Below are 23,961 nucleotides of genomic sequence, written 5' to 3'. Positions count from 1 at the left end.
GGCGGGCTGCGTCCCGGGGTTGTCAGTCACTTACGCCTCCACAAAACTGTCGTACGCGCAGACTAGAGTCCTGGTGTGGCGACGACAGCAGCGACCCCTGACAAGCGTGACCGGCTTCTCCTGCTCGACGGGCATTCTCTGGCCTACCGGGCGTTCTTCGCGTTGCCCGTGGAGAACTTCTCCACGACCGACGGGCAGCCGACCAACGCCGTGTACGGCTTCACCTCGATGCTCATCAACGTCATGCGGGACGAGCGGCCCACCCATATCGCGGTGGCGTTCGACCGCTCCGAGCCGACGTTCCGGCACGAGCAGTACGTGGAGTACAAGGCGGGCCGGCAGAAGACGCCGGACGAGTTCCGCAGCCAGGTCAGCCTGATCTTCGAGGTGCTGGACGCGCTGCGCATCCCGCGGCTGTCGGTCGCCGGGTTCGAGGCGGACGACATCATCGCCACGCTGTCGGTCCAGGCCACGCAGGCCGGCCTGGAGACGCTGATCGTCACCGGCGACCGGGACGCGTTCCAGCTCGTCAACGACGACGTCACGATCCTTTACCCCATCCGCGGCGTGTCGGAGCTGTCGCGGATGGACCCGGGCGCCGTCGAGGCGAAGTACGGCGTCCCGCCCGAGCGGTACCGGGAACTGGCCGCGCTGGTGGGGGAGAGCAGCGACAACCTGCCCGGCGTGCCCGGCGTCGGCCCGAAGACCGCCGCCAAGTGGCTGGCCAAGTACGGCGACCTCGGCACCCTCGTCGACCGGGTGGAGGAGATCAAGGGCAAGGCGGGCGACAACCTGCGCGAGCACCTCGCCGGGGTGCTGCGCAACCACCAGATCAACAAGCTCGACACCGAGGTCGGGCTGGAGCTGACGCCGCCGCAGCTGACGATGGGCCAGTGGGACCGCGAGGAGATCCACACCCTGTTCGACTCGCTGCAGTTCCGGGTGCTGCGCGAGCGGCTGTACGCGACGCTGTCGGCGGCCGAGCCGGAGGCCGACGAAGGCTTCGACGTCGAGGTGGACGCACTGGAACCCGGCGCCCTCGGCGCCTGGCTGGAGACCAACGCCGGCGACCGGCTCGGCATCGCCGTCACCGGCTCCTGGGGCCGCGGAACCGGTGAGATCACCGCGCTGGCCCTGGCGTCCAAGAAGGGGCCGGCCGTTCATCTCGACCCGGCCGAGCTGATCGAGGACGACGAGCGCGCCCTGGCCGCCTACCTCGCCGAGGCCGCGCGTCCCAAGGCGATCCACGAGGCCAAGGGGCCGATGCTGGCGTTCGCGGCCCGCGGCATGACGCTGGAGGGCGTCACCAGCGACACCGCGCTCGCCGCCTACCTGGCACTGCCGGGGCAGCGGACGTTCGACCTGGCCGACCTCGCCCTGCGCTACCTGCACCGCGAGCTGCGCAGCGAGACCGAGGAAACGGGGCAGCTCACCCTCGACGGCTCCGGCGAGGTGGAGGCGGCGCAGGCCCTCGCGGTCCGCGCGCGCGCCGTCACCGAGCTGGCCGACGTCCTCGACAAGGATCTCGACAAGCGCGGCGCGACCCGGCTGCTGCACGAGGTGGAGTTGCCGCTCGTCCGCGTCCTGGCCGACATGGAGCGCGCCGGAATCGCGGTCGACACCGGCCATCTCGCGGAGATGTCCGCGTCCCTCGGCGGCCAGGTCAAGGAGCAGGAGCAACTGGCCCACTCGGCCGTCGGCCGCGAATTCAACCTCGGATCGCCCAAGCAGGTGCAGCAGGTCCTGTTCGACGAGCTGAACCTGCCGAAGACCAAGCGCACCAAGACCGGCTACACCACCGACTCCGAGGCCCTGACGAACCTCGCGGAGAAGGACCCGCACCCCGTCCTCGACCACATCCTGCGCTGGCGGGAGGTCGCCAAGCTCAAGAGCATCGTCGACTCCCTCATCCCGATGGCCGACGACGCCGGCCGCATCCACACCACGTTCAACCAGATGATCGCCGCGACGGGCCGGCTGTCGTCCACCGACCCGAACCTGCAGAACATCCCGATCCGCACCGCCGAAGGCCGCCAGATCCGCGAGGCGTTCGTCGTGGGCGCGCCCTACGAGTCGCTCCTGACGGCCGACTACTCGCAGATCGAGCTGCGCATCATGGCGCACCTGTCGGAGGACGAGGCGCTCCTGGACGCGTTCGGCACCGGCGCCGACTTCCACACCATCACCGCGTCCCGCGTGTTCGGGCTGCCGCCCGAGCAGATCGACTCCGAACTGCGCGCCCGCATCAAGGCGATGAACTACGGCCTCGCCTACGGCCTGTCGGCGTACGGGCTCTCGCAGCAGCTGCGGATCTCCCCCGACGAGGCCCGCGGCCTCATGGAGGAGTACTTCGAGCAGTTCGGCGGTGTCCGCGACTACCTGCGCGACATCGTCGCCAAGGCCAGGCAGGACGGCTACACCGAGACGATCCTCGGCCGCCGCCGCTACCTGCCCGACCTCAACTCCGACAACCGGCAGCGCCGCGAGATGGCCGAGCGGATGGCGCTCAACGCCCCCATCCAGGGATCGGCGGCCGACATCATCAAGGTCGCCGGCCTCAACGTCGACCGCGCCCTCCGCGCCGCCGGCCTGGCGTCCCGGATGCTCCTCCAGGTCCACGACGAGCTCGTCTTCGAAGTCGCCGCCGGCGAACTCGACGACCTCAAGTCCCTGGTGAGCACCGAGATGGCCGGAGCCTACGACCTCCGAGCCCCACTCGGCGTCTCCATGGGCACGGGCCGCACCTGGCAGGAAGCAGCGCATTAGTTTCTTGCATTTCCCTTGGCGGTCGGGCCCTGGGGGCCCTCCTTCGGCGGGAACTGCGGTGCGATCGCTGCATCGCTTCGGCTCGCCTGGCGGCTCGCTGCGCGATCAGGTTTCTCGCAGGCTCGAAACCTGCCTTCGGACGCGATCGCGACGGTTTTGGTCGTTGCGTGGTTGCGGTGGCGGCTGGGGTGGTCGGGCGCGGCTGGGAACCCGACGGCCGACACCGGCCCTTGAGGACACGGACCTCCGAGGACACCGGCCTCTGAGGACCCGGACTTCTGAGGACGCCGACTCGTGAGGACATGGGCTTCTGAGGACACCGGCTCCTGAGGACACCGGCCGCTGAGTGAATGCGGTCTCTGGGTGAATGCTGCCCCTGAGTAAATACGACTTGGTGGGATGTGGGGCGGGGCGGGGGTGGGGTGTGGGGATCATGCGGGTACGGGAGTGGGTGTCCGTAGATGTCCGGGGACCCGTACGCTGTCCCCGGTTCCTGTTGGGGTCGACCGGCGGGGGGTAGCGTGCCTCTGCTTCACAAGATCGCTGGAGTCGTGATCGTCTGCGCCGTGGTCCTGGGACTGACGCTCCCAGGGGACCGGCGGGGGCGCGACAAGGAGGACGCGGCCGAGCGGGCCGGGGCCGCGTCCAAGACGACGCCCACCGCGCGCCCGGCCAAAGCGGGGGCCACGCCCGCTCCCGGGAGCGGGTCGCCGTCGGTGTCGGCGAGCGCGCCGATCCGGGCGGCGGCGCCCGGGGCGGCGGCGGCCAAGGCGAACGAGCTCGGCCAGGTGCCGGTGCTGATGTACCACCGGATCGTTGAGAAGCCCGAGCGGCCGCTGGACCGGTCGGCCAAAGAGCTGTACGACGAGCTGACACGGCTCGCCAAGGACGGCTACTGCCCGATCACGGCCGCGGAGTTCGTCGGCGGGCGGTTCAACGTCCCGGCCGGCAAGCACCCCGTCGTGCTGACGTTCGACGACGGCACCCCCGATCATTTCGCGCTGGACCCGCAGGGGCGGCCGAAGGGCGGCACCGCCGTGGCGATCATCCAGCGTGTCGCGGCGGAGAACCCCGGCTTCCGGCCGGTCGCGACGTTCTTCATGACCAGGGAGCTGTTCGGGATGGAGGACGCGCAGGCGGCGACCGCGCTGAAATGGCTCCAGCAGCACGGGTACGAGCTCGGCAACCACACGATGAACCACCCCAACCTCTCCGGCATGTCCCAGAAGGAGGTGCGAGAGGAGATCGGGGAGATCGAGGACCGGGTCGTCCAGCTGACCGGGCGGCACACGACCACGCTGGCGTACCCGTACGGGGCCCTGCCGGAGAAGCTCGCGTGGGCCGAGAAGGCGGACGGCAGATACGGCTTCCAGGGCAACTTCGTCGCCGGCTGGCGGCCGTCGGCGTCGCCGTTCGACGAGGAATTCGACCGGTGGGAGATCAACCGGATCCGATCCGAAGGCAAGATCGCGGAGAACGACTGCAAGAAGTACTGCTCCACCGCGTGGCTCGAACAGCTGGACAAGAACCCGCATGAGCGGTACACATCTGACGGAGACCCGAACACCGTGACGTTTCCCAAGGCGGCCGAGTACCGTCTGGCCAAGGAGTACCGGGGCCGTGCGCGGACGTACTGACGGCCGGGCCGCGCGACTCGCCCGAGGCTGGATTGACCACGGGAGATTGGTCCCATATCCTGATCGCTGCGCTGTGGGCCTGCGCGCGCTTCGGACGGAGCAGGCTCGCGCTCGGTCAGGTCGGCGACAACGGTTCGGTGTACTGACGCGGCATGGTCCGCGTTCCCTTCCGGTCCTCGGCAGGGCGGAAAACGGCCCTCCGCGCAGAACCCATACGACTTCACTGTCCGTACCGGAGCCAGCCGACACATGACGAGCAGCACCGAGGCCACCTCGACCACCCCGCAGGTAGCGGTCAACGACATCGGGTCCGAGGAAGCCTTCCTCGCCGCGATCGATGAGACCATCAAGTACTTCAACGACGGCGACATTGTCGAAGGCACTGTCGTCAAGGTCGATCGTGACGAGGTCCTCCTCGACATCGGCTACAAGACCGAGGGCGTCATTCCCTCGCGTGAGCTGTCCATCAAGCATGACGTCGACCCGAACGAGGTCGTCTCCACCGGAGACCACGTCGAGGCCCTCGTCCTCCAGAAGGAGGACAAGGAGGGCCGGCTGATCCTGTCCAAGAAGCGCGCCCAGTACGAGCGCGCCTGGGGCACGATCGAGAAGATCAAGGACGAGGACGGCATCGTCACCGGCACGGTCATCGAGGTCGTCAAGGGCGGCCTGATCCTCGACATCGGCCTGCGGGGCTTCCTGCCAGCGTCGCTGGTCGAGATGCGCCGGGTCCGCGACCTGCAGCCGTATGTCGGCCGCGAGCTCGAGGCCAAGATCATCGAGCTGGACAAGAACCGCAACAACGTGGTGCTGTCCCGCCGCGCCTGGCTGGAGCAGACGCAGAGCGAGGTCCGCCAGACCTTCCTCAACACGCTGCAGAAGGGCCAGGTCCGCAAGGGCGTCGTGTCCTCGATCGTCAACTTCGGCGCGTTCGTCGACCTCGGCGGCGTCGACGGGCTGGTGCACGTCTCCGAACTGTCCTGGAAGCACATCGACCACCCGTCCGAGGTCGTCGAGGTGGGCCAGGAGGTCACGGTCGAGGTCCTGGACGTCGACATGGAGCGCGAGCGGGTCTCGCTGTCGCTCAAGGCGACGCAGGAAGACCCGTGGCAGCAGTTCGCCCGCACCCACCAGATCGGGCAGGTCGTCCCGGGACGCGTCACCAAGCTGGTGCCGTTCGGTGCGTTCGTCCGCGTCGAGGAGGGCATCGAGGGCCTGGTGCACATCTCCGAGCTGGCCGAGCGTCACGTGGAGATCCCCGAGCAGGTCGTGCAGGTCGGCGACGAGATCTTCGTGAAGATCATCGACATCGACCTCGACCGGCGCCGCATCAGCCTGTCGCTCAAGCAGGCCAACGAGGGCGCCGCCGGCGTCGAGGAAGAGGACTTCGACCCGACGCTGTACGGCATGCCCGCCGAGTACGACGACCAGGGCAACTACAAGTACCCCGAGGGCTTCGACGCCGACACCGGCGAATGGCTGGAGGGCTTCGACGAGCAGCGTGAGACCTGGGAGCGGCAGTACGCCGAGGCCCGGTCCCGCTTCGACGCCCACCGCAAGCAGATCGAGGAGGCCCGCAAGGCCGAGGCCGAGGCCGGTGCCGAGCCCGCGAGCAGCGGTGCCGCCGGCGGTGGCGGCGGTGGCGGTGGCGAGACCTCCTACTCCGGCGGCGGCGAGAGCGAGACGACCGGTGGCGCACTGGCCACCGACGAGGCTCTCGCGGCGCTGCGGGAGAAGCTCTCCGGCGGCCAGTAGGCCCGTCCCTTCCTCCGGCGGGCCGCGTGCGGACGCGATCCGCGCCCGGAACGCCGGAGGAAGGAAACCCGGTGACGGTCCGCCGCACCGGCGGCGCATGCCCCGGAAGGCCAGACCGCCCGGGTGCGGAGGTCGCCCGATATCCTCGACACGGCCGGAGAACGATCTTTCGGGATCGGCCTCCGGCCGTGCTTCGGTTACGTCACCATGATGTCGGACGGCCACGTGACTCCGGCGGTGCCCGTGTGACCCGTCGCCCCCGAAGCGCTCACCCGTCCCGCAGGTCCGCTCGTCCCCGGGAGCACTCGTTCAATTGGCCAGCACAGACGCCAGCACAGACGCCGGCGCCAGGACCGGCGGCCCCGCCGCGTCCGGGCCCTCCATCGTCCCGCAGGGCCCCGCCAGGCTCGCGCTGATCGCGGTCACCGTCGCGGTCCTCGCGCAGACACTGCGGTTCTCGCTGCCCCAGCTCGACCATTTCGCCGACCAGACCGGCATCGCGGCCGCCGCCGGCGGAGTGCTGGTCGTGTACCTCGCCGGGTTCACCTCGCCGCTGATCCGCCGAGCCGTCGGCCCCCGCGGCCTGCTGCTCGCCGCGGTCGGCGGCCTGTTCGCCGTCCGGCTGCTCGCGCAGGCCATCGACCCGCGCACCTGGCTGGCGTTCGCCGGCACCGCCATCGGCATGATCGCCGTCGCGGCGCTGTACGAGGGCGCCCGCGGCCTGTCCGGCGTCGGGTTCGCCACCGCCACCGTCGCGGGCCTGTCGATCGACGCCGCGGTGCGGATGTGCTTCGCCACCTGGGACCCCGTGTGGCGTGACGGCGTCGGGCCGTGGCTGGCGTGCCTGGCGTTCGTCGGCGTCGGAGCCGCCGCGCTCTACCGGGAGACGGCGTCCGGGCCGGTCACCGCGCCCGGGGTGTCCTGGCGGGACGCGCTCGGCGCGGCCGCGTTCGGGCCGTTCCTGGCGCTGCAGATCCTCGTGCTGTCCAGCCCCGCGTTCGTGGCGTCGTCCGGCTGGCAGTCGCTGACGGCCGCGCACGTCACGATCGTCGTCGGGCAGGGCCTCGCGCTGGCGTTCCTCGCGTCCGGCCTCGCCGTCCGGGCGGTGCCGGGCGGTGTGTGCGTGCTCGGCGGCACCGTCCTCGGGGTCGGCGCCGGCGCCGTCGCCGGGACCTACGCGATCTCCGGCATCGAGGTCGTGCCCATCGTGATCCTCGGGCAGGTGCTGTCGGCGTGGCTGCTGGCGGTGGCGTGCCGTGCGCCGCTGCGGCGCGCCGGCACCGGCGGGCCGGTGTGGCGGGTGGACGCCGGCGCCGCGCTCGGCGGCCTGCTGATCGCCGCGATCCTCGTCCCGTACCAGGTCAGCGCCGTCTCACCGCTGCCGTTCCCGAACAATCTGCTGCCCGGCCTCGCCGGGATCGCGCTCGGCGCGCTCGCCGCCATCGCCTCGGCCCGCGGCGGCCCGCTGCCCGCCCGCGCGCCGCTGCGCGCCCTCACCGCCGGCGCCGCCGCGCTCGCCCTGCTGGCCGGCACCCTGGTGTTCTCGGTGGCCGCGCCGGACGGGAAGGCGCAGGCGGGGCCAGTGCCGGGGCATGTCCGGGTGCTCAGCTACAACATCCACGACGCGGTCAACCAGGCCGGCCGCCTCGACCCGGAGGGCATCGCCCGCGTCATCGAGGAGCAGCGCGCGCAGGTCGTCCTGCTGCAGGAGGCCAGCCGCGGGTCGCTGCTGTCGGGCACCGCCGACGTCGGCGTGTGGCTGTCGCGGCGCCTCGGCATGAAGCTGATCTGGGGCCCCGCCGCCGACGGCCAGTTCGGCAACGCGATCCTGACGTCGCTGCCGGTGCGCAGTTCGGGGACGGGCCGGTGGCCGCGCGGCGACTGGTCGCAGATCCGCGGCTACGTGTGGGCGCGGCTCGGCGTCGGCGGCACCACGATGGACGTGTGGTCGACGCACCTGGAGGGCGGCGAGGACCAGTCCGACGAGCGGGTCCGCTCGATCGCGGCGCTGCTGCGGGCCTGGGGCGGCGCGCCCCGCACCCTGATCGGCGGCGACTTCAACGCCGGGCCGGGCAGCCCGGAACTGGCGGCGATGACCGACGGCACGGACCTGCGCAGCACCGCGATCGGCAACGACTCGTCCCCCACCAGGTCCGACGGCGCCCGCACCGACTGGATCTTCGGGTCGGACGGCATCCTCGTCACCGAGTACAACGTGCCGGCCTCGGAGGCCTCCGACCACTACCCGGTCGCGGTGACCATCCGGATCGGGCGCTGAGCAGACCCGGGGGCCCCGCGCCGCTAGGGTCGTCCCATGAGCGAACCGACGGTCGCGGTCGAGCGGGCCGGCCCGCAGGACGCCGGGGAGATCCTGACCGTCCAGCGCGCCGCCTACGTCGCGGAGGCGCAGCTGTACGGCGACCCGTTCATCCCCCCGCTGGTCGAGTCGGCCGAGCAGCTCCGGAAGGTGCTGTCGGGTGACGCGGTGGTTTTGAAGGCGGTGCTGGGCGGCCGTCTCGCCGGGGCGGTCCGCGCCCGGTTCAGCGACCACACGTGCCTGGTGGGGCGGCTCGTGGTCGTCCCCGACCTGCAGGGCCGCGGCATCGGGCGGCGGCTCCTCGCCGCGCTGGAGGACGAGGTGGCCGGGCGCGCCGACGCCTGCGTGCTGTTCACCGGGCACCTCAGCGAGACGAACCTGCGCCTGTACCGGCGCCTCGGCTACTCCGAGACGCACCGGGAGCGCGTCGCCGCGCACCTCACCCTCGTGCACATGCGCAAGCCCCTCGTGCCCGCCGGGACCGGGTGACCGGGCGGCCGCTAGGGTGAGCGCGTGCTGAAAGTGGGACTCACCGGCGGGATCGGGTCGGGCAAGAGCCAGGTGTCGGCGCGGCTCGCCGAACGCGGCGCCGTGGTCATCGACGCCGACAAGATCGCCCGGGAGGTGGTGGAGCCGGGCACGCCGGGCCTCGCCGCCGTCGTGGCGGAGTTCGGCGAGGACGTGCTGCTGCCGTCCGGCGGCCTCGACCGCGAGAAGGTCGGCCGGATCGTGTTCGCCGACGCCGGCCGCCTCGCCGCGCTGAACGCGATCGTCCACCCGCTGGTGGGGGAGCGGATGCAGGAGCTGATGGACGCCGCCCCCGACGGGGCGGTCGTCGTGTACGACGTCCCGCTCCTCGCGGAGAACGGCCTGGCCCCCATGTACGACGAGGTCGTCGTCGTGGACGCCCCGGAGGATGTCCAGCTCGACCGTCTCGTCGCCCGCCGCGGCATGACCGAGGAAGACGCCCGCGCCCGTATGGCGAATCAGGCGTCCCGCGCGGACCGCCGCGCCGTCGCGACCCGCGTCATCGACAACTCCGGCACCCTCGACGCCCTGAAAGCCCAGGTCGACGCCCTCTGGGAGACCCTGGCCCGCAGGGCGGCCGCCTAGAACGGGGCGTCGAGGGGAAGCCGGTGGACGTCGGGGAGGTAGGGGTCCAGTTCGCCGGGTTCGAAGCGGCACATGCCGACGGCGTACCAGAATTCGGCGGTGGCGTTGCCCTCCCACTTGTAGCGGCCGTCGGGGGCCAGCGCGGCCCAGCCTTCGGACAGGCCGAGGAGGGTCGCGCGGCGCGTGGGGGCGGTGCCGGCGCCGGTGCCGGCGCCGACGTCCCAGAGGATGATGGCGCCGTCGTCGCCCGCGGTGGCGAGCAGTGAGCCGTCCGGGCTGAACGCGGCCGACCAGACGCGGCGGGTGTGGCCGGTGAGGGTGTGCAGCGCTTCGCCGGTGGACGGGTCCCAGAGGCGGACGACCATGTCGTCGCCCGCGCTCACGAGCAGCGTCCCGGACGGGTGGAACGCCGTCGTCCACAGGCGGCCGGTGTGGCCGGTGAGGGTGTGCAGCGCTTCGCCGGTGGACGGGTCCCAGAGGCGGACGGTTCCGTCGTTGCTCGCGCTGGCGAGGGTTTCGCCGGACGGCGAGAACGTCACGCGGTAGACGCGGTCGTCGTGGCCTTCGAGTTCGGCGGTGAGTTCGCCGGTGCGGGGGTGCCACAGGCGGACGAGGCCGTCGTCGCAGCCGGTGGCGACCAGGGCGCCGGTGCCGGCGGAGGCGGGCTGGAAGTCGATGCTGCGGACCCGGCCCCGGTGGTCGGCGAGGTTCACGACCTCGCGGCCGGTCGTCCAGTACCAGAGGCGGACGGTGTCGTCGTCGTTGGCGGTGGCGAGGACGTCGCCGGCGGGCGCGAACGCGTGCGCCCAGACGTGGTCGGTCTCCACGTTCAGCTCGCGTTCGAAGGTGCCGGTCCCGGCCTGCCACAGGTGGACGCCGCCGTCGTTGGTGGCGGTGGCGAGCTGGGAGTCGCGGGTGTTGAAGGTCGCGGAGGTGAGGTTGTCGGCGACGCCGCGCAGCTCGCGGATCATCCGGCCGGTGCGTGGGTCCCAGAGCCGGACGAGGCCGTCGTTGCCGCTGCCGGCGAGCATGCCGCCGTCCGGGCTGAAGGTGACGCCGGTGACGCGGCGGCCGTGGCCGCGCAGCACGACGCGGCACTGCCCGGTCTCGGCGTCCCACAGCCGGGCCGTCCCGTCGTTGCTGCTGGTGGCGAGCTGGGCGCCGTCGGGGCGGAACGCGAACGGCCACACGGCGCCGCGGTGCCCGGCCAGTTCGAGGCGCTGCCGGCCCGTCCTCGGGTCCCACAGCCGGACGGATCCGGCGCTGTCGGCGGTGGCGAGGCGGCCGCCGTCGGGGCTGAACGCCGCCTGGTAGATGCCGCCCTCGTGGCCGGACAGCGTCGCGCGGTGGCGGCCGTCCTCCCAGAGCCGGACGGACGCGTCGGTGTCGCCGGTGACGAGGAGGTTCCCGCCCGGGTGGAACGCGATGGCGTAGACGCGTCCGGTGTGGCCGAGGAGTTCCTGCCGGATCTCGCCGGTGCGGATGTCCCAGAGCCGGACGACGCCCGCCTCGTCCCCGGCCGCCAGGATGGAGCCGTCCGGGTGGAACACGGCCCGGAACACGGCGCCGCGGTGGCCGGTCAGCTCGCGCAGCAGGGTCCCGCCGGCGAGGTCCCAGACGCGCAGGGTGCCGCCGGCGTCGCCGGTGACCATGAGCGAGCCCATCGGGTCGAACACGGCCGTGTAGACGGGCGCGGTGTGCCCGGTCAGCTCGTGCAGCAGGGCGCCGGTCGCGGTGTCCCACACGCGGACGGTCCCGTCGGCGGCGCCCGCCGCGAGGAGGTCGCCGTGCGACGGGGAGCGCCCGCCGGCGACGACCGGCCACACGCCCTCCGGGTGGACGGTGAAGGTGTGGGCGGTGTGCCCGGTGGCGAGGTCCCACAGCCGGACGGTGCCGTCCGCGGACCCGCTGGCCAGCAGGTTCCCGGCGGAGTCGAACGCCACCGCGTAGGCGCGGTCGGTGTGGCCCTGGAGGGTGCGCAGGGGGGTGCCGGTGACGGCGTCGCAGACGAGGACGCCGCCGTCCTCGCAGCCCACGGCCAGGACCGAGCCGCCGGGGCTGTAGGCGAGCGGCTGGGGGAGGCGGCTGGTCTGGAAGTGGAAGCCGTAGGGGACGCCGACGCCGGCGGGGGCGACCTGGATGTCGATGGGGCGGCCGGGCGCGATGGCCGCCTCCCGCAGTTCCGGTGCGTTCGCGACGCGTTCGGGGAGCGTGGCGTCCACGAGGGCGGCGCGCGTCCAGCGTCCGCCTTCGACGGCGACGTCGCGCAGGTCGGCGCGGGCGAGCCGGGCGCGTGACAGGTCGGCGCCGCGCAGGTCGGCTCCGGTCAGCGTGGCCTCGTCGAGGCGGGCCCCGGCCAGGGACGCGTCGCGCAGGACGGCGCGGGACAGGTTGGCGCCGACGAGCTGCGCGTCGGTGAGGTCGGCGCCGGTCAGGTCGACCTCCTGCAGGTCGCGGTAGGACAGGTCCTCGCCTTGCAGGCGCGCGCCGCGCAGGTCGGTGCGCGCCGGGGTGCGCAGCCGTGTCGTGATGCGGATGGCGTTGGCGCGGGCGATGTCGTCGGCGCCGGGGTCGGCGAGCACCGCGGCCGCCCATTCCTGGCAGGCGCGGGTGTCGGCGAGGTCGCAGAGGAAGTCGACGATGAGCTGGGTGAGCGCGCGCCCGCCCAGCGCGGCCGGCGCCGCGTCCCGTTCGAACTCGTCCGCGATGTGCCGCGCGACGAGCCACTCCATCACCGACGTGTGGATGAATCCGAACAGGCCCTCCGCGGTGCGGACGAGGAGGCTCCCGGCGCCGACGGCGTGCGTCACCTGGTGCGGCGACATGCGGCCGCCCGCGAGGCCGGTGAGGGTGTCGGCGACGTCGGCGAGCTCGGCGAGGCGGAGGAACTGCTCGTTGCCCTCCCACAGCCGCAGCGCGAGCGTCCCGACGGCCCGCCACATGTCCTCGGCCTTCAGCCCGGACGGCCCGCCCGACCCGCCGACCCGGTCGGCCTCGTACGCCAGCCACGACGACAGGATCTCGTGGTAGAGGTCGGCGGGGCTGACGGCCCGGCGTGCCTGCGCCACGGCGCGGAGCCGTTCCTCGGGCAGGTCGGCGATGAACGACAGCATCCGCGGGTTGGACGTCAGCACCAGCAGTTCCCCGATGCCCGCGAGCAGGGCCAGGCGCGCTTCGGCCGCGCCCTCGTCCCCGTACCGGTTGACCAGGTACGAGCGGACCTGCGGGGGTGTGAAGTCCTCCAGGCCGAGGACGCGCCGGTGCGGCAGCACGCCGACCTTCTCGCCGAGCGCGGTCAGCACCTGCGCCTGCGACTTGAAGTGCTGCGTGCGGCTCGCCACCACGATCTTGGCCTTGTCCTGGGCGGCCTGCAGCAGCGTGTCGAGGTGGTCGGCGGCCTGGTCGTAGGTCATCCGCGTCACCAGCTCGTCGAACCCGTCGAAGAGCAGGACGATGCGCCCCTGGCGGAGCATGTAGTGGAACGCCTTGAGGTCGATCAGCTCCTCGCCGTGGTTGGCGAGATGCGCGGCGACGAGGCCGTCCACCGAGTGCGCCTTGTCGAGGGCCCGCAGCTCGATGAGGATCGGGATGACGTGCGGCAGTTCCTCGGGGATGCGGCGGGCCAGCTCGCGCAGCGCGAACGTCTTCCCGCGGCCGAAGTCGCCGAGCAGCAGCAGGAACCGGCCGTGGTCGGCGGCCAGCAGCCGCAGCATCTCGCCGACCACGTCGTCGTGGACGTCCCGGCCCGGATCGGCGCCGGGCGGGCGGCCGCGCTCACCGTCCCGCGGCCCGGCCGGCGCGCCGGTGCCGAGCCGGTCGAGTTCCCGGTAGCGCTGCGGGACGTACAGGGCCGGCGGGTACAGGCCGCCCGCGGAGAGCCGTCCCGTCTGCGCCGTCACGTATTCGGAGAGGTCGACGAGGCCCTGGAACTCGGTGAGGCTCCGCACGCGGATGCCGCGCCGCAGCGCGTCGTCGCGCAGTGACCGGGCGGGCGCGGGGCCCAGATACACCAGTTCGGACCCGTGGTCGGTGCCGTCGGCGTGCACATGCCGGACGAACGCGTCGACGTCCGCCTCGGTCACCTGGCCCACATGCGCGCCGATGCGGTACTGCCGGACGAACCCGTCCTCCAGGTGGGTGAGCAGCAGGTGCGGCGGGTCCGACCGGCCGTCCTCACGCGGCGGCGGGACGATGCGCCGGATCGTCGCGCGTTCGAACCGCGTCTCGCACGCCTCCGTCAGGCGGTCGAGGAGCCGCGCCGCGGGGTCGGGGACCGGGTCGGCGGCGCGGCCCGCCCCCGGCCCGAGTTCCGGGACGGGCGGAGCCGGCGGCGTCTCGGCGCGCGGCGGGGGGAACGTGCCCGCGGCGTTCGCCCAGGACCGTTCGAGACGTTCGGGGCCGCGCCGTTCGGCGTCCTCGGGGATCCACCGCCGCAGGCCGTCGCGCTCCACGACCACGATCTGGTGGCGGCCGGGCCCGAGCGCCGGGACGGACGGGACGCCGCCGCCCAGCAGGGGGATCGCGCCGAACTCCGACTCCGTCCCCTGGAAGAACAGGTTGACGTGGCCGCCGAGGAGCATCTCGACGGTCTCGGGGTCGCGCAGCGCGCCGGGCTCCCCGGAGATCGGCGTGTGCTCGACCGCGGCGAGGCGGAGCCAGCCGTCGTCCTCGAAGTGCCGGAGCCGCTCGTTGAACCAGGCGGCCTGCGCCCGGCCGACCTGCCCGTACCGGTCCTCCTCGCGGTGCGTCTGCGGCAGCGTCGAGTTGAGGCCGGCGACCGCGACCCGCAGGTCGGGGACGGGGAACAGCGTCCACGGCTGGGCGCTGTCGAAGATGAGCGCGTCGATGCCCTGGTAGAACTCCTTGAACAGACCTGCGTAGTGCCGCCATTTGGGCCAGTACGGCGGCTGCGGCTCGATGTCGTCGGCCTCGCAGCTGGAGAAGTAGGCCTGGCAGGCCGCGCGGGTGACGTCGTGGGTGCCGGGGACGACCACGACGCGCTGCGCCTCCAGCCCGAGCAGGGCGCGCAGGCTCGTCAGGAACGACAGCGCCTCGGCGAACTCCTTGCGGCTGCCCGAGTGGGTGATGTTGCCGGTGACGAGGAGCAGGTCGGGGCGCGGCACGCCGGAGTCGGCCAGCCGCGTCACGTCGCTCCAGATGCGGTCCTGCAGCTCGGTGGCGGTGGTGGGCTCGCCGGGCTCGGCGAGCGTCCGCCCGAACCGGGGCCCGGCGACGTGCAGGACGCTCAGCCGCTCGCGCGGCTCCTCCCCGCCGCCGCCGGCGGCGGGGAACGCCGGCGCCGCCACGGGCGCCCGCCGCGCGGGCCGCTCACCGGCCGGATCCGGCCGGCCGCCGCCGGCGTCCTCCAGACGGCCCTGGAGGGGTTCCCGGTCGCCGGGGCCACCGGGAACGGCCCGGCCCGTTCCGGGGAAGCCGGGGCCGTTCTGGGGGCGCGCATGGCCGGCGAGGGCCTCGCCGATGCGCCGCATCAGCATCCGGCGCGCCTCGTCCGGGTCGTCGACGCCCACGAGGTCCACGTAGGTGATCGTGGACAGCAGCCCGTCGATCGGGCAGTCCTCGATGCGGACCGTGACCAGTTTGCGGGCCGGGTCGTCCGGGTCGGCCCGCAGCGCCGCCATCCACTCCATCCGCCCGTACCGGGACCGCAGGTAGTTGCGCGACAGCACCGCGACGACGGCCCTGGCCTCCGACAGGCCCCGGTCCATGAAGTCGATGAAGTTGGTGCCGGGCACGAAGTCCCACGCCTGCATCATCGTCCGGTGCCCGGCCGCCTCCAGCTGCCAGGCGATCCAGGACGCCCACCGCTCGTCCGCGGGGGAGTAGCTGATGAAGAAGTCGGTCGGACGCTCCTGCCTGGGGTGGCCGCCGTGGGTCGTCATTCCGCCAGTATCGCGCGGCGGGGCGACGAAAGCAGTGCCCCGGGCCGCCTATGGGATCATGTCGCGCGTGTCACCCCGGATCGAGATCCTGCGCCGCGCGGCCGGACGGCTGGGCGTTCTGGACTGGATCCGTGTCGGGGTGCTCGTCCTCGGCCTGGTGTTCGTCGCCACCGGCCTGCTGCCGGCCGGCACGGCGCGCTCCAGCGTCGAGCGGATTGCGCCGCTGCTGCTGTTCCTGTTCAGCGTCATCGTCCTGGCGGAGCTCACCAAGGCGGCCGGGGTCTTCGACGCGATCGCGCAGCGGATGGCGCGGGCGGGACGCGGCAACTACGCGGTCCTGTTCCTGCTGTGCGTGGCGTTCGCCTCGCTCACCACCATCTTCCTCAACCTCGACACGACCGCGGTGCTGCTGACGCCCGTCATGCTGGCGCTGGCGGCGCGCGCGCGGATCGCGACCCTCCCGCTGGCCATGACGACGGTGTGGCTGGCCAACACCGCCAGCCTTCTGCTGCCGGTGTCGAACCTGACGAACCTGCTCGCCGCCGACCGCGTCGCGCTGGGTACCCGCGCGTTCGCCGCCCGCATGTGGGCGCCGCAGCTCGCGGCCCTGGCGGTCACGATGGCGCTGCTGTGGGCGTTCTACTGGCGGCGGCGGATGCGCGGCGCCGACTCCTACGACCCGCCCGCACCCGCGCCCGTCCGGGACCGGGTGCTGTTCTCGGCGACCGGGCTCGCCTGCCTGATGTTCATCGGCGCGATCCTCGCCGGCGTGCACACCGGGATCCAGCTCGGCATCGCCGCGACCGCCGCCGCCGCCGTGGCCGCCGCCGCGTTCGCCGTCCGCGACCGGGCGGCGCTGCGTCCCGCGCTCATCCCGTGGCAGCTCATGGTGTTCGTCACCGGCCTGTTCCTGGTCGTGCCGACGCTGGAGCGGTTCGGGCTGGACGACGTGATGCGCGCCGTCATGGGCGGGGACGACGGTGTCGTGGGTGCGTTCCGGGCCGCGTTCGCCGGTGCGGGACTGTCGAACGTCCTCAACAACCTCCCCGCCTACGTGGCGGGGGAGCCGGCCGTGCCCGCGGCGAACAAGGACCAGCTTCTGTCGCTGCTCATCGGGACGAACGTGGGGCCCGTCATCACACCGTGGGGGTCGCTCGCCACGCTGCTGTGGTTCGAGTGGTGCCGCCGGTGGGACGTCAGGGTCCCGATGCGCAAGTTCGTGCTGACGGGGGCCGTCCTGGCCGTGGCGGGCTGTGCGGCCACCGTCCCGGCGCTCCTGCTGACCGGCTGACCATCACGGGCCGAGGCTCACCGGCCGAGACTCGCCGTGCCTCACAGGGCCGGATTCACCGGGTGAGGCGGACGCGGCCGTCCCGGTTCGTGATCCTCGCCGTGGTCGCCAGGAGGCGGTCGAGCAGTTCCGGGCGCGCCGCCACGAAACCGAGCTCGGACGCCGGGCGGTCGACGCCCAGCGCGTACGGCCGCCCGTCCAGGCGGCGCAGCTCGGCTCCCGCCTCCGCGGCCAGCAGCGCCCCGGCGGGCAGATCCACGATCTCGGGCAGGTAGCCGACGATCCCGTCGATGTCGCCGCGCGCCAGCATCGCCCACGCCACCAGCGGCGCCCACAGCTGCAGCATCCGCGCGCACTGCCCCTCAATGGCCGAACGCAGCGCGAACGCCACGGGGTCGTCCGAGGCGACCTGATGCCCTTGCGTCCATGCCAGGACGGGGTTGTCGTCCCGCCCCGGCCGCGGACGATCGGCCAGCGTCAGCGGCTCCCCGTCCGGCCCCAGGGCGCCCCTCCCGCGCACCGCCGACCACGTCCGTCCCGCCGCCGGGTCGTGGACGACGCCCAGGACGGGCTCTGCGCGCGCGCACAGCGCCAGACCCACCGCGTACACCGGCATGCCGATCGCGACGTTGTTGGTGCCGTCCAGCGGATCGACGAGCCAGAGCATCTCCTCACCGGGCGCCCCTTCGAGGACCCCGGACTCCTCGGCGATGATGCGGTGCCCCGGATACGCCGCCCGGAGCCGCCCGACGATCAGTTCCTCGGCGGCCGTGTCCAGCGCGGTCACCACGTCCCCGCCCGGGCCCTTCGGCCGGACGTCCAAAGGCCCGCCCATCCCGGCGGACAGCAGCGCCCCCGCCGCCACCGCCGCGTCCACCGCCACGCGGCGGGCCTCGGAGAGATCGACCGGAAGGGCCGGTGACGGGGTCGTGGATCTCATCGGGCCTTCTCCAGTCGGGTCCGGCGCCGGGCTACCGGCGCGCCGAGCGGTGGTGCCGCGCGTGCGGATCAGAGGTGGGACGCTTGCCGGGCAGGGCGGCGGGCGCCGCGGGGGAGGGAGCGGGAGGCGGATGCGCGGACGCGATCCTGCGAGCGGAACGCCGCAGCGCGCGCACGGTGTCGGCATGGCCGGAGCGTGAACGGTGCACCCGGTGCGAGGGAACGCCCGGAGGCCCGAGCGACAGATCGCCGCCGCCGGGCGTCCGGCGCCCCAGCGCGACCGTCGCGGCGTCCATGCCGTCCTCGATGAGCGTGGTGTGGAACACGCCCGCCGGCAGCGTGTACGACTCGCCGGTCCGGTGTGCGATGGAACGGCCGGGAGAGCAGCGGACGGTGCGCCCGGTCGCCTTCAGCTCGTCCACGCCGTCCGCGCTGACGACCTCGAAGATCTGCCGCGTCTCGCCGGCGGGGTCCCGGCCGGACGTCCCGCCCGGCCCCTCGGCTATCTCCATGCGCACGTTCCGCACCGTCCCGTACAGGACGAAGCTCAGCAGATCCCAGCTGTGGCAGTGCACCGGGGACGTGGTCGACGGGGCCGGGCGCACCTCCGGCGTCCAGATGTGCAGGCACACGCCGAAGTCGCCGCTGCGCTCCACGGGAAGGCAGACGAAGCCCAGCGGATGGCGCACGGCCGGGACGTGCGAGCGGCCCGCCGCGACGTCGTCCATGACGCGCCCGGCCCACGCCGGCAGCGTCCGCGCCGCTGTACCGGCCCGGATGTCCTCGCGGATCTCCTCGTACCTCACTCCGGCGGCCCCATCACTCGCGTCACTCGTAGGGATCCTTGGCCCGCAGCGCCTTGCGGATGACCTCGATGACGTCACGGTCGGTGTAGCCCTGCGGGAGATCGATCCCGATCACCTCGAAGAGCTTGCGGGCCTCCTCGACGGTCGGCTCGTCGTCCAGCGGCGCCAGCCGCGCCTGCTCGACGGGCACGCGGCGCGCCTGGTCGAGGCTCGTCTGCAGCTCCGCGCTCACCCAGCTGTAGTAGAACTTGTTGCTGTCCACGACCAGCGCCTCGCCGCGCGGGTCGTCGCGGGTCACCACGACCCGGGACGCCGCCAGGTCGTACCGCAGCGTCGTCATCGTCCGCGCCAGGCCGATGTCGATGTCGAGCATCGCGAACCGCTGCTTGTGCCAGCACGCCGCGAGGAGCGTGGCGTAGGCCTCCTTGCGGGTGCGGTCCAGCGTCCACGGCTCGCCCGTCGCGTCCGGGCCGTCCGACACCGAGCGGCGGTGACGCGCGTACGCCTCGCAGACCTCCACGTCGGTGGGGTCGAGGATCTCCAGGCGGAACAGCAGCGTCCGGCGCTCTCTGCGCGCCGCCGCCACGCACTCGGGCAGTGTCCGCGCACGGATGTAGGTGCCCGTCCCGCCTTTGAAGAACCACCGGTCGGTGTCGCGGCGCGCCTCTTCGAGGACCTGCGCCACCTGCGTCCCGCTGATGACGCGGACGACCGTGGTCTCGTCCAGGGTGCGCTTGGTGTCGGACAGGACGTTCTCGAACCCCTCGATGTGGCTCAGCCTGCCGCTCAGGTCGTCCAGGGTGGTCGAGGACGCGCGCAGCGTGTCACGGACCTCCGCCTCGACCGGGATGCGGCGGCTGCGGTCCCGCAGGACCGACGTCGCCAGCAGGCCGATGACGGCCAGGATCGCGCTGTTGGTGATCTCCGCCTCGTTCGGCAGGTTCACCCCGACGCCGATCACGGCGACGGTGACGGCGAGCACGAGCGCGATCACGGCGTCGGCGTTCTTCCCGAGCCAGTTGGCGAAGCGGGTCATGTTCTGCGGTTTCCCCGTCCCAGGTCGGCGCCGATGGCGCTGCGGGGGCGCGCGGGGCCGTCCCCTTCGGACGGCACGGTCGGCGCCGTCATGGTAACCACAGCACCCGGAGGGCGGGAAAGGCCCGTGGTAAGGGCGATTCGCGTTCCCCCGGGGGACGGCCGCCCTTACCGTCCCGCCGGGACGACCCTGGCGGCCTGCGGCTCGCTATAGGCTCATCGCATGCGCGCGCGGGGCTGGTGGTCGGCGGCGTGGCCGACACGGAGGTCACGCGCGCTCGACGTCTCCCTCGCCGTGGCTCTGGCCGCAGCCGACGGAACGTTCCTGTGGTTCGCCGAGCAGGAGTTCTGGCTGCCGCCGCCGGTCGTGTCGGTGTGCAGCGTCATCCTCGGCCTGGCCGCGGTCCTGCGCCGCGTCCACCCCGTGGGGCTCGCGCTGTTCATGGTGGTCTTCGGCACGGTCGCCGGTGCGGGGGTGTTCTCCGCGCTCGTCATCCTGTACTCGCTCGCGGCCTATACCGCGTCCCGCCGGACGGTGCTGACCATCGCCGTCTTCGGTTACGCCTTCTCGCTCGCCCTCCCCTCGCCGACGGCGGGCAACGAGGCGTTCATCGCGCAGGCCATCTTCGGTGTCGCGTTCATCGCCGTCCCCGTCCTGCTCGGCCTGTACATGGGTGCGCGCAAGCAACTCCTTGTATCGCTCCAGGAACGCGCGGCGCGCCTCGAACGGGAACAGCACCTCCTCGCAGAGCGCGCGCGGGGAGAGGAACGGACCCGCATCGCCCGGGAGATGCACGACGTGGTCGCCAACAGGATCAGCGTCATGGTCGTGCACGCGGGGGCGCTCAAGGCGACCGCCGTCCGCGACCCGGTGCGGGCCGCCGAGACCGCGACCGTGATCGGGGACATGGGGCGCCAGGCCCTGGAGGAGCTCCGCCACGTCATCGGGGTCCTCAGGCAGGGCGAGCAGGCACTGCCGTATGAGGCCGTGACCCTCGCCCACGTCCGCGAACTCGTCGGGCAGTCCGGTGCCGCCGGCCTCCGCGTCGACCTGTCGGTGCGCGGTGACGAGAAACCCATGCCCGCCGCCGTCGGGCGGACGGTCTACCGCCTCGTCCAGGAGGCGCTGACCAACGTCCACAAGCACGCCGGCGCCGCCGACACCCGCGTCGACCTCGGCCTCCTGCCCGGGGCCATCGAGGTGGAGATCGCCAACGACCCGCCCACGGCCCGTCCCGACCACCGGCTCCCGAGCGGCGGGAACGGCCTGGTCGGGCTCCGCGAGCGCGTCACCGCCCTCGGCGGCACCTTCGAGGCCGGTCCCCGCCGGGGCGGCTACGCCGTCCGCGCCAAGATTCCGCTGCCGGCGTCCTGACCTGCTCGGATATAGATTGTCCTACCCGCTGAATACAGTGGTGGGGCAGGGGAGAACGCCGGACGGATCCGGACCGAGGGGAAGAGGCGACGATGCGGCCGATCACGGATCTGCGGCGCCGCGTGGCGCCGTTCGAGGTCGTCACGGAGATGACGCCGTCGGGCGACCAGCCGGCGGCGATCGCCGCCCTCGCCGCCCGCATCGACGGCGGCGACAAGGACAACGTGCTGCTCGGCGCCACCGGCACGGGCAAGACCGCCACGATCGCGTGGCTGGTGGAGAAGGTGCAGCGGCCCGTCCTGGTCATGCAGCCGAACAAGACCCTCGCCGCCCAGTTCGCCAACGAGCTGCGCGAGATGATGCCGCACAACGCCGTCGAGTACTTCGTCTCCTACTACGACTACTACCAGCCCGAGGCGTACATCCCGCAGACCGACACCTACATCGAGAAGGACTCCTCGATCAACGACGAGGTCGACCGGCTGCGGCACTCGGCGACCAACTCGCTGCTCACCCGCCGCGACACCGTCGTCGTCGCGTCCGTCTCCTGCATCTACGGCCTCGGCACCCCGCAGGAGTACGTCGACCGCATGGTCCGCCTCCGCGTCGGCCAGGAGATCGACCGCGACGACCTGCTCCGGCAGCTCGTCGGCATGCAGTACACCCGCAACGACCTCGCGTTCACCCGCGGCACGTTCCGGGTCCGCGGCGACACCGTCGAGATCATCCCGCAGTACGAGGAACTCGCCGTCCGCATCGAGATGTTCGGCGACGAGATCGAGAAGCTCGCCACCCTTCACCCCCTCACCGGCGAGGTGATCACCGAGGACGAGGAGCTGTACGTCTTCCCCGCCTCCCACTACGTCGCCGGCCCCGAGCGGATGGAGCGGGCCATCCGCGACATCGAGGCCGAACTGGAGGACGCCCTCGCCGTCATGGAACGGCAGGGCAAGATGCTGGAGGCGCAGCGCCTGCGCATGCGCACCGCCTACGACATCGAGATGATGCGGCAGGTCGGCACCTGCTCCGGCATCGAGAACTACTCCCGCCACATCGACGGCCGCGGCGCCGGCACCGCCCCCAACACCCTCCTCGACTACTTCCCCGAGGACTTCCTCCTCGTCATCGACGAATCCCACCAGACCGTCCCGCAGATCGGCGCGATGTACGAGGGCGACGCGTCCCGCAAGCGGATGCTGGTCGAGCACGGCTTCCGGCTGCCGTCCGCCATGGACAACCGGCCCCTCAAATGGGAGGAGTTCCTCGACCGCATCGGCCAGACCGTCTACCTGTCCGCCACGCCCGGCTCCTACGAGATGAACCGCGTCAAGGGCGACGTCGTCGAGCAGGTCATCCGCCCGACCGGCCTCATCGACCCCGAGATCGTCGTGAAGCCGACCAAGGGGCAGATCGACGACCTCATCCACGAGATCCGCGAGCGCACCGAACGCGACGAACGCGTCCTCGTCACCACCCTCACCAAGAAGATGTCCGAGGACCTCACCGACTACCTCCTCGAACTCGGCATCCAGGTCCGCTACCTGCACAGCGAGGTCGACACGCTGCGCCGCATCGAGCTGCTCCGCGAGCTGCGCGCCGGCGAGTTCGACGTGCTGGTCGGCATCAACCTGCTCCGTGAGGGCCTCGACCTGCCCGAGGTGTCCCTCGTCGCGATCCTCGACGCCGACAAGGAGGGCTTCCTGCGCTCGGAGACGTCCCTCATCCAGACGATCGGCCGCGCGGCCCGCAACGTCTCCGGCCAGGTCCACATGTACGCCGACACGGTCACCCCGTCGATGGAACGCGCGATCGACGAGACCAACCGCCGCCGGGCCAAGCAGCAGGCCTACAACGACGAGCACGGCATCGAGCCGCAGGCCCTCCGCAAGCGCATCGCCGACATCCTCGACTCCCTCGTCCGCGAGGACGCCGACACCGAGACCCTCCTCGGCGGCGCCGGCCGCCAGCAGAGCCGCGGCAAGGCCCCCGTCCCCGGCCTCGCGTCCCGCACCAGGGAGGTCGGCCGCCACGCCGCCGACCTCGTCGGGGAACGCCCCCGCGAGGAGATGGAGGCCCTCATCGAGCAGATGACCGCGCAGATGCACCAGGCCGCCGCCGACCTCCAGTTCGAGCTCGCCGCCCGCCTCCGCGACGAGATCAAGGAACTCAAACGCGAACTCCGAGACATGAAGGAGGCGGGCGTCAAATAGGGGACGCGCGGCGGCGTCAGGTGAAGGCGAGCATGACGCGATCCTCCACCGGCCGGTAGCCGAGCCGCCGGTACACGCCGTGCGCGAAGATCGTCGACTTGCCCGCGCCGGAGCGGCCGGTGGGGCCGCATGGCCGCGCGGCGGCACCTCGAACGGGACTCCCCGCAGCACCGGCCGCGGCGGCCGGTAGCCGAACCACACGTCGCGGAACTCCAGGGCGGGGGGACGCCTGCGCGGCGGGTCCCGGCCGGAAGGGCGCGGACGGATCGCCCCTGGCGGCGTTCTACCATCGCGGGATGGAGTATGAGGTTCGTCCGGCGCGGCCCGAGGATCTGCCGGGGCTGGCGTCGATCGAGAGTTCGGGCGATGCGATGTTCGCCGAGATCGGGATCGTGTTCCCTCCGGGGCCGACCGTGATCGAGCAGATGACGGGCCAGATGACGGGCAAGGACGCGGAGATCGTCGTGGCCGGTGATCCGCCGGTGGGTTTCGCGGCGGTCGAGGAGGTCGACGGCGCGGCGCACCTGGAGCAGATCTCGGTGCGCGGCGACCTGACGGGCAAGGGGATCGGTGTCCGGCTGCTCGGCGCGGTGATGGCGCGGGCCGCCGAGGCGGGGTCGCCCGGGGTCAGCCTGCTGACGTTCCGGGACGTCGCGTGGAACGGGCCCTGGTACGCCGCGCACGGCTTCGCCGCGCTGCCCGAGGAGCGGTGGGGGCCGGGGATCAGGTCGTACTGGAACGCCGAGATCGAGGCGGGCCTGCACGAGCTGGGCCCGCGCCTGGTCATGTGGGCGCCGCTCGGCCGGCCGTAGCCCGG

15 protein-coding genes are annotated in these 23,961 nt (G+C 72.6%); 10 read left to right on the top strand and 5 right to left on the bottom strand.

The window, feature by feature from the left end; all coding sequences use genetic code 11:
* The first annotated feature begins 75 nt into the window (after positions 1-75).
* From polA to coaE, 6 genes are all read left to right on the top strand, one after another.
* Positions 76-2,766: a DNA polymerase I gene (polA, locus tag ACGFIS_RS07245; RefSeq protein ID WP_392909045.1), complete on the top strand. Its 2,691-nt coding sequence runs from the start codon at positions 76-78 to the stop codon at positions 2,764-2,766.
* A gap of 521 nt (positions 2,767-3,287) precedes the next feature.
* The gene (locus ACGFIS_RS07240) at positions 3,288-4,403 is read left to right on the top strand and encodes a polysaccharide deacetylase family protein (protein ID WP_392909043.1); all 1,116 of its coding nucleotides are present in this window, start codon (positions 3,288-3,290) and stop codon (positions 4,401-4,403) included.
* A 249-nt stretch (positions 4,404-4,652) separates the two neighbouring features.
* A complete protein-coding gene (gene rpsA, locus ACGFIS_RS07235) occupies positions 4,653-6,158 on the top strand; it encodes a 30S ribosomal protein S1 (RefSeq protein ID WP_392909041.1) in 1,506 nt (501 codons plus the stop codon).
* Positions 6,159-6,471: 313 nt separating this feature from the next.
* Positions 6,472-8,436, top strand: a complete 1,965-nt coding sequence (locus ACGFIS_RS07230; protein WP_392909039.1) for an endonuclease/exonuclease/phosphatase family protein — start codon at positions 6,472-6,474, stop codon at positions 8,434-8,436.
* A 36-nt stretch (positions 8,437-8,472) separates the two neighbouring features.
* The gene (locus ACGFIS_RS07225; RefSeq protein ID WP_392909037.1) at positions 8,473-8,964 is read left to right on the top strand and encodes a GNAT family N-acetyltransferase; all 492 of its coding nucleotides are present in this window, start codon (positions 8,473-8,475) and stop codon (positions 8,962-8,964) included.
* Between the two features lie 24 nt (positions 8,965-8,988).
* Positions 8,989-9,588, top strand: a complete 600-nt coding sequence (gene coaE, locus ACGFIS_RS07220; protein WP_392909035.1) for a dephospho-CoA kinase — start codon at positions 8,989-8,991, stop codon at positions 9,586-9,588.
* Here coaE and ACGFIS_RS07215 read toward each other — a convergent pair.
* Positions 9,585-15,488 carry a TIR domain-containing protein gene (locus tag ACGFIS_RS07215; RefSeq protein WP_392909033.1) on the bottom strand — a complete coding sequence of 1,968 codons (5,904 nt, stop codon included), beginning with the start codon at positions 15,486-15,488 and terminating at the stop codon, positions 9,585-9,587. The two genes, coaE and ACGFIS_RS07215, sit on opposite strands and share 4 nt — an antisense overlap.
* A gap of 67 nt (positions 15,489-15,555) precedes the next feature.
* Here ACGFIS_RS07215 and ACGFIS_RS07210 point away from each other — a divergent pair, with 67 nt between their 5' ends.
* Complete coding sequence (locus tag ACGFIS_RS07210) at positions 15,556-16,779, top strand: SLC13 family permease (RefSeq protein WP_392909031.1); 1,224 nt, start codon at positions 15,556-15,558, stop codon at positions 16,777-16,779.
* A 55-nt stretch (positions 16,780-16,834) separates the two neighbouring features.
* Here the strand turns inward: ACGFIS_RS07210 and ACGFIS_RS07205 are convergent, their stop codons facing one another.
* From ACGFIS_RS07205 to ACGFIS_RS07195, 3 genes are read right to left on the bottom strand one after another with little or no spacing between them, the layout of a single operon-like run.
* Positions 16,835-17,719, bottom strand: a complete 885-nt coding sequence (locus tag ACGFIS_RS07205; RefSeq protein ID WP_392909029.1) for an inositol monophosphatase family protein — start codon at positions 17,717-17,719, stop codon at positions 16,835-16,837.
* Positions 17,720-17,750: 31 nt separating this feature from the next.
* A complete protein-coding gene (locus ACGFIS_RS07200) occupies positions 17,751-18,524 on the bottom strand; it encodes a hypothetical protein (RefSeq protein WP_392909027.1) in 774 nt (257 codons plus the stop codon).
* Between the two features lie 22 nt (positions 18,525-18,546).
* Positions 18,547-19,560 (bottom strand): hypothetical protein, encoded by a 1,014-nt coding sequence (locus ACGFIS_RS07195; RefSeq protein ID WP_392909025.1) that lies wholly within the window; start codon positions 19,558-19,560, stop codon positions 18,547-18,549.
* 222 nt (positions 19,561-19,782) lie between these two features.
* Here ACGFIS_RS07195 and ACGFIS_RS07190 point away from each other — a divergent pair, with 222 nt between their 5' ends.
* The gene (locus tag ACGFIS_RS07190; protein WP_392909023.1) at positions 19,783-20,934 is read left to right on the top strand and encodes a sensor histidine kinase; all 1,152 of its coding nucleotides are present in this window, start codon (positions 19,783-19,785) and stop codon (positions 20,932-20,934) included.
* A 92-nt stretch (positions 20,935-21,026) separates the two neighbouring features.
* Positions 21,027-23,144, top strand: a complete 2,118-nt coding sequence (gene uvrB / locus ACGFIS_RS07185) for an excinuclease ABC subunit UvrB (protein WP_392909021.1) — start codon at positions 21,027-21,029, stop codon at positions 23,142-23,144.
* A gap of 16 nt (positions 23,145-23,160) precedes the next feature.
* Here uvrB and ACGFIS_RS07180 read toward each other — a convergent pair whose 3' ends face one another.
* On the bottom strand, positions 23,161-23,343 hold the full coding sequence (locus tag ACGFIS_RS07180) for a hypothetical protein (protein ID WP_392909019.1): 183 nt from the start codon (positions 23,341-23,343) through the stop codon (positions 23,161-23,163).
* A 97-nt stretch (positions 23,344-23,440) separates the two neighbouring features.
* Between ACGFIS_RS07180 and ACGFIS_RS07175 the strand changes: the two genes are divergently transcribed.
* Positions 23,441-23,956: a GNAT family N-acetyltransferase gene (locus ACGFIS_RS07175; RefSeq protein ID WP_392909017.1), complete on the top strand. Its 516-nt coding sequence runs from the start codon at positions 23,441-23,443 to the stop codon at positions 23,954-23,956.
* The last annotated feature ends 5 nt before the right edge of the window (positions 23,957-23,961 follow it).

The organism is Spirillospora sp. NPDC048824 (assembly GCF_043198455.1).
GTDB lineage: Bacteria > Actinomycetota > Actinomycetes > Streptosporangiales > Streptosporangiaceae > Spirillospora.
The sequence above is the reverse complement of the archived record's forward strand: the minus strand, read 5'-3'. Positions and strand labels throughout refer to the sequence as shown.

Excerpts from the sequence above, each read along its gene's own strand:
- rpsA (WP_392909041.1), top strand. The coding sequence starts at position 4,653 with ATGACGAGCAGCACCGAGGCCACCTCGACCACCCCGCAGGTAGCGGTC.
- ACGFIS_RS07225 (WP_392909037.1), top strand. The coding sequence starts at position 8,473 with ATGAGCGAACCGACGGTCGCGGTCGAGCGGGCCGGCCCGCAGGACGCC.
- ACGFIS_RS07215 (WP_392909033.1), bottom strand. The coding sequence starts at position 15,488 with ATGACGACCCACGGCGGCCACCCCAGGCAGGAGCGTCCGACCGACTTC.
- ACGFIS_RS07205 (WP_392909029.1), bottom strand. The coding sequence starts at position 17,719 with ATGAGATCCACGACCCCGTCACCGGCCCTTCCGGTCGATCTCTCCGAG.
- ACGFIS_RS07195 (WP_392909025.1), bottom strand. The coding sequence starts at position 19,560 with ATGACCCGCTTCGCCAACTGGCTCGGGAAGAACGCCGACGCCGTGATC.
- ACGFIS_RS07190 (WP_392909023.1), top strand. The coding sequence starts at position 19,783 with ATGCGCGCGCGGGGCTGGTGGTCGGCGGCGTGGCCGACACGGAGGTCA.
- uvrB (WP_392909021.1), top strand. The coding sequence starts at position 21,027 with ATGCGGCCGATCACGGATCTGCGGCGCCGCGTGGCGCCGTTCGAGGTC.
- ACGFIS_RS07175 (WP_392909017.1), top strand. The coding sequence starts at position 23,441 with ATGGAGTATGAGGTTCGTCCGGCGCGGCCCGAGGATCTGCCGGGGCTG.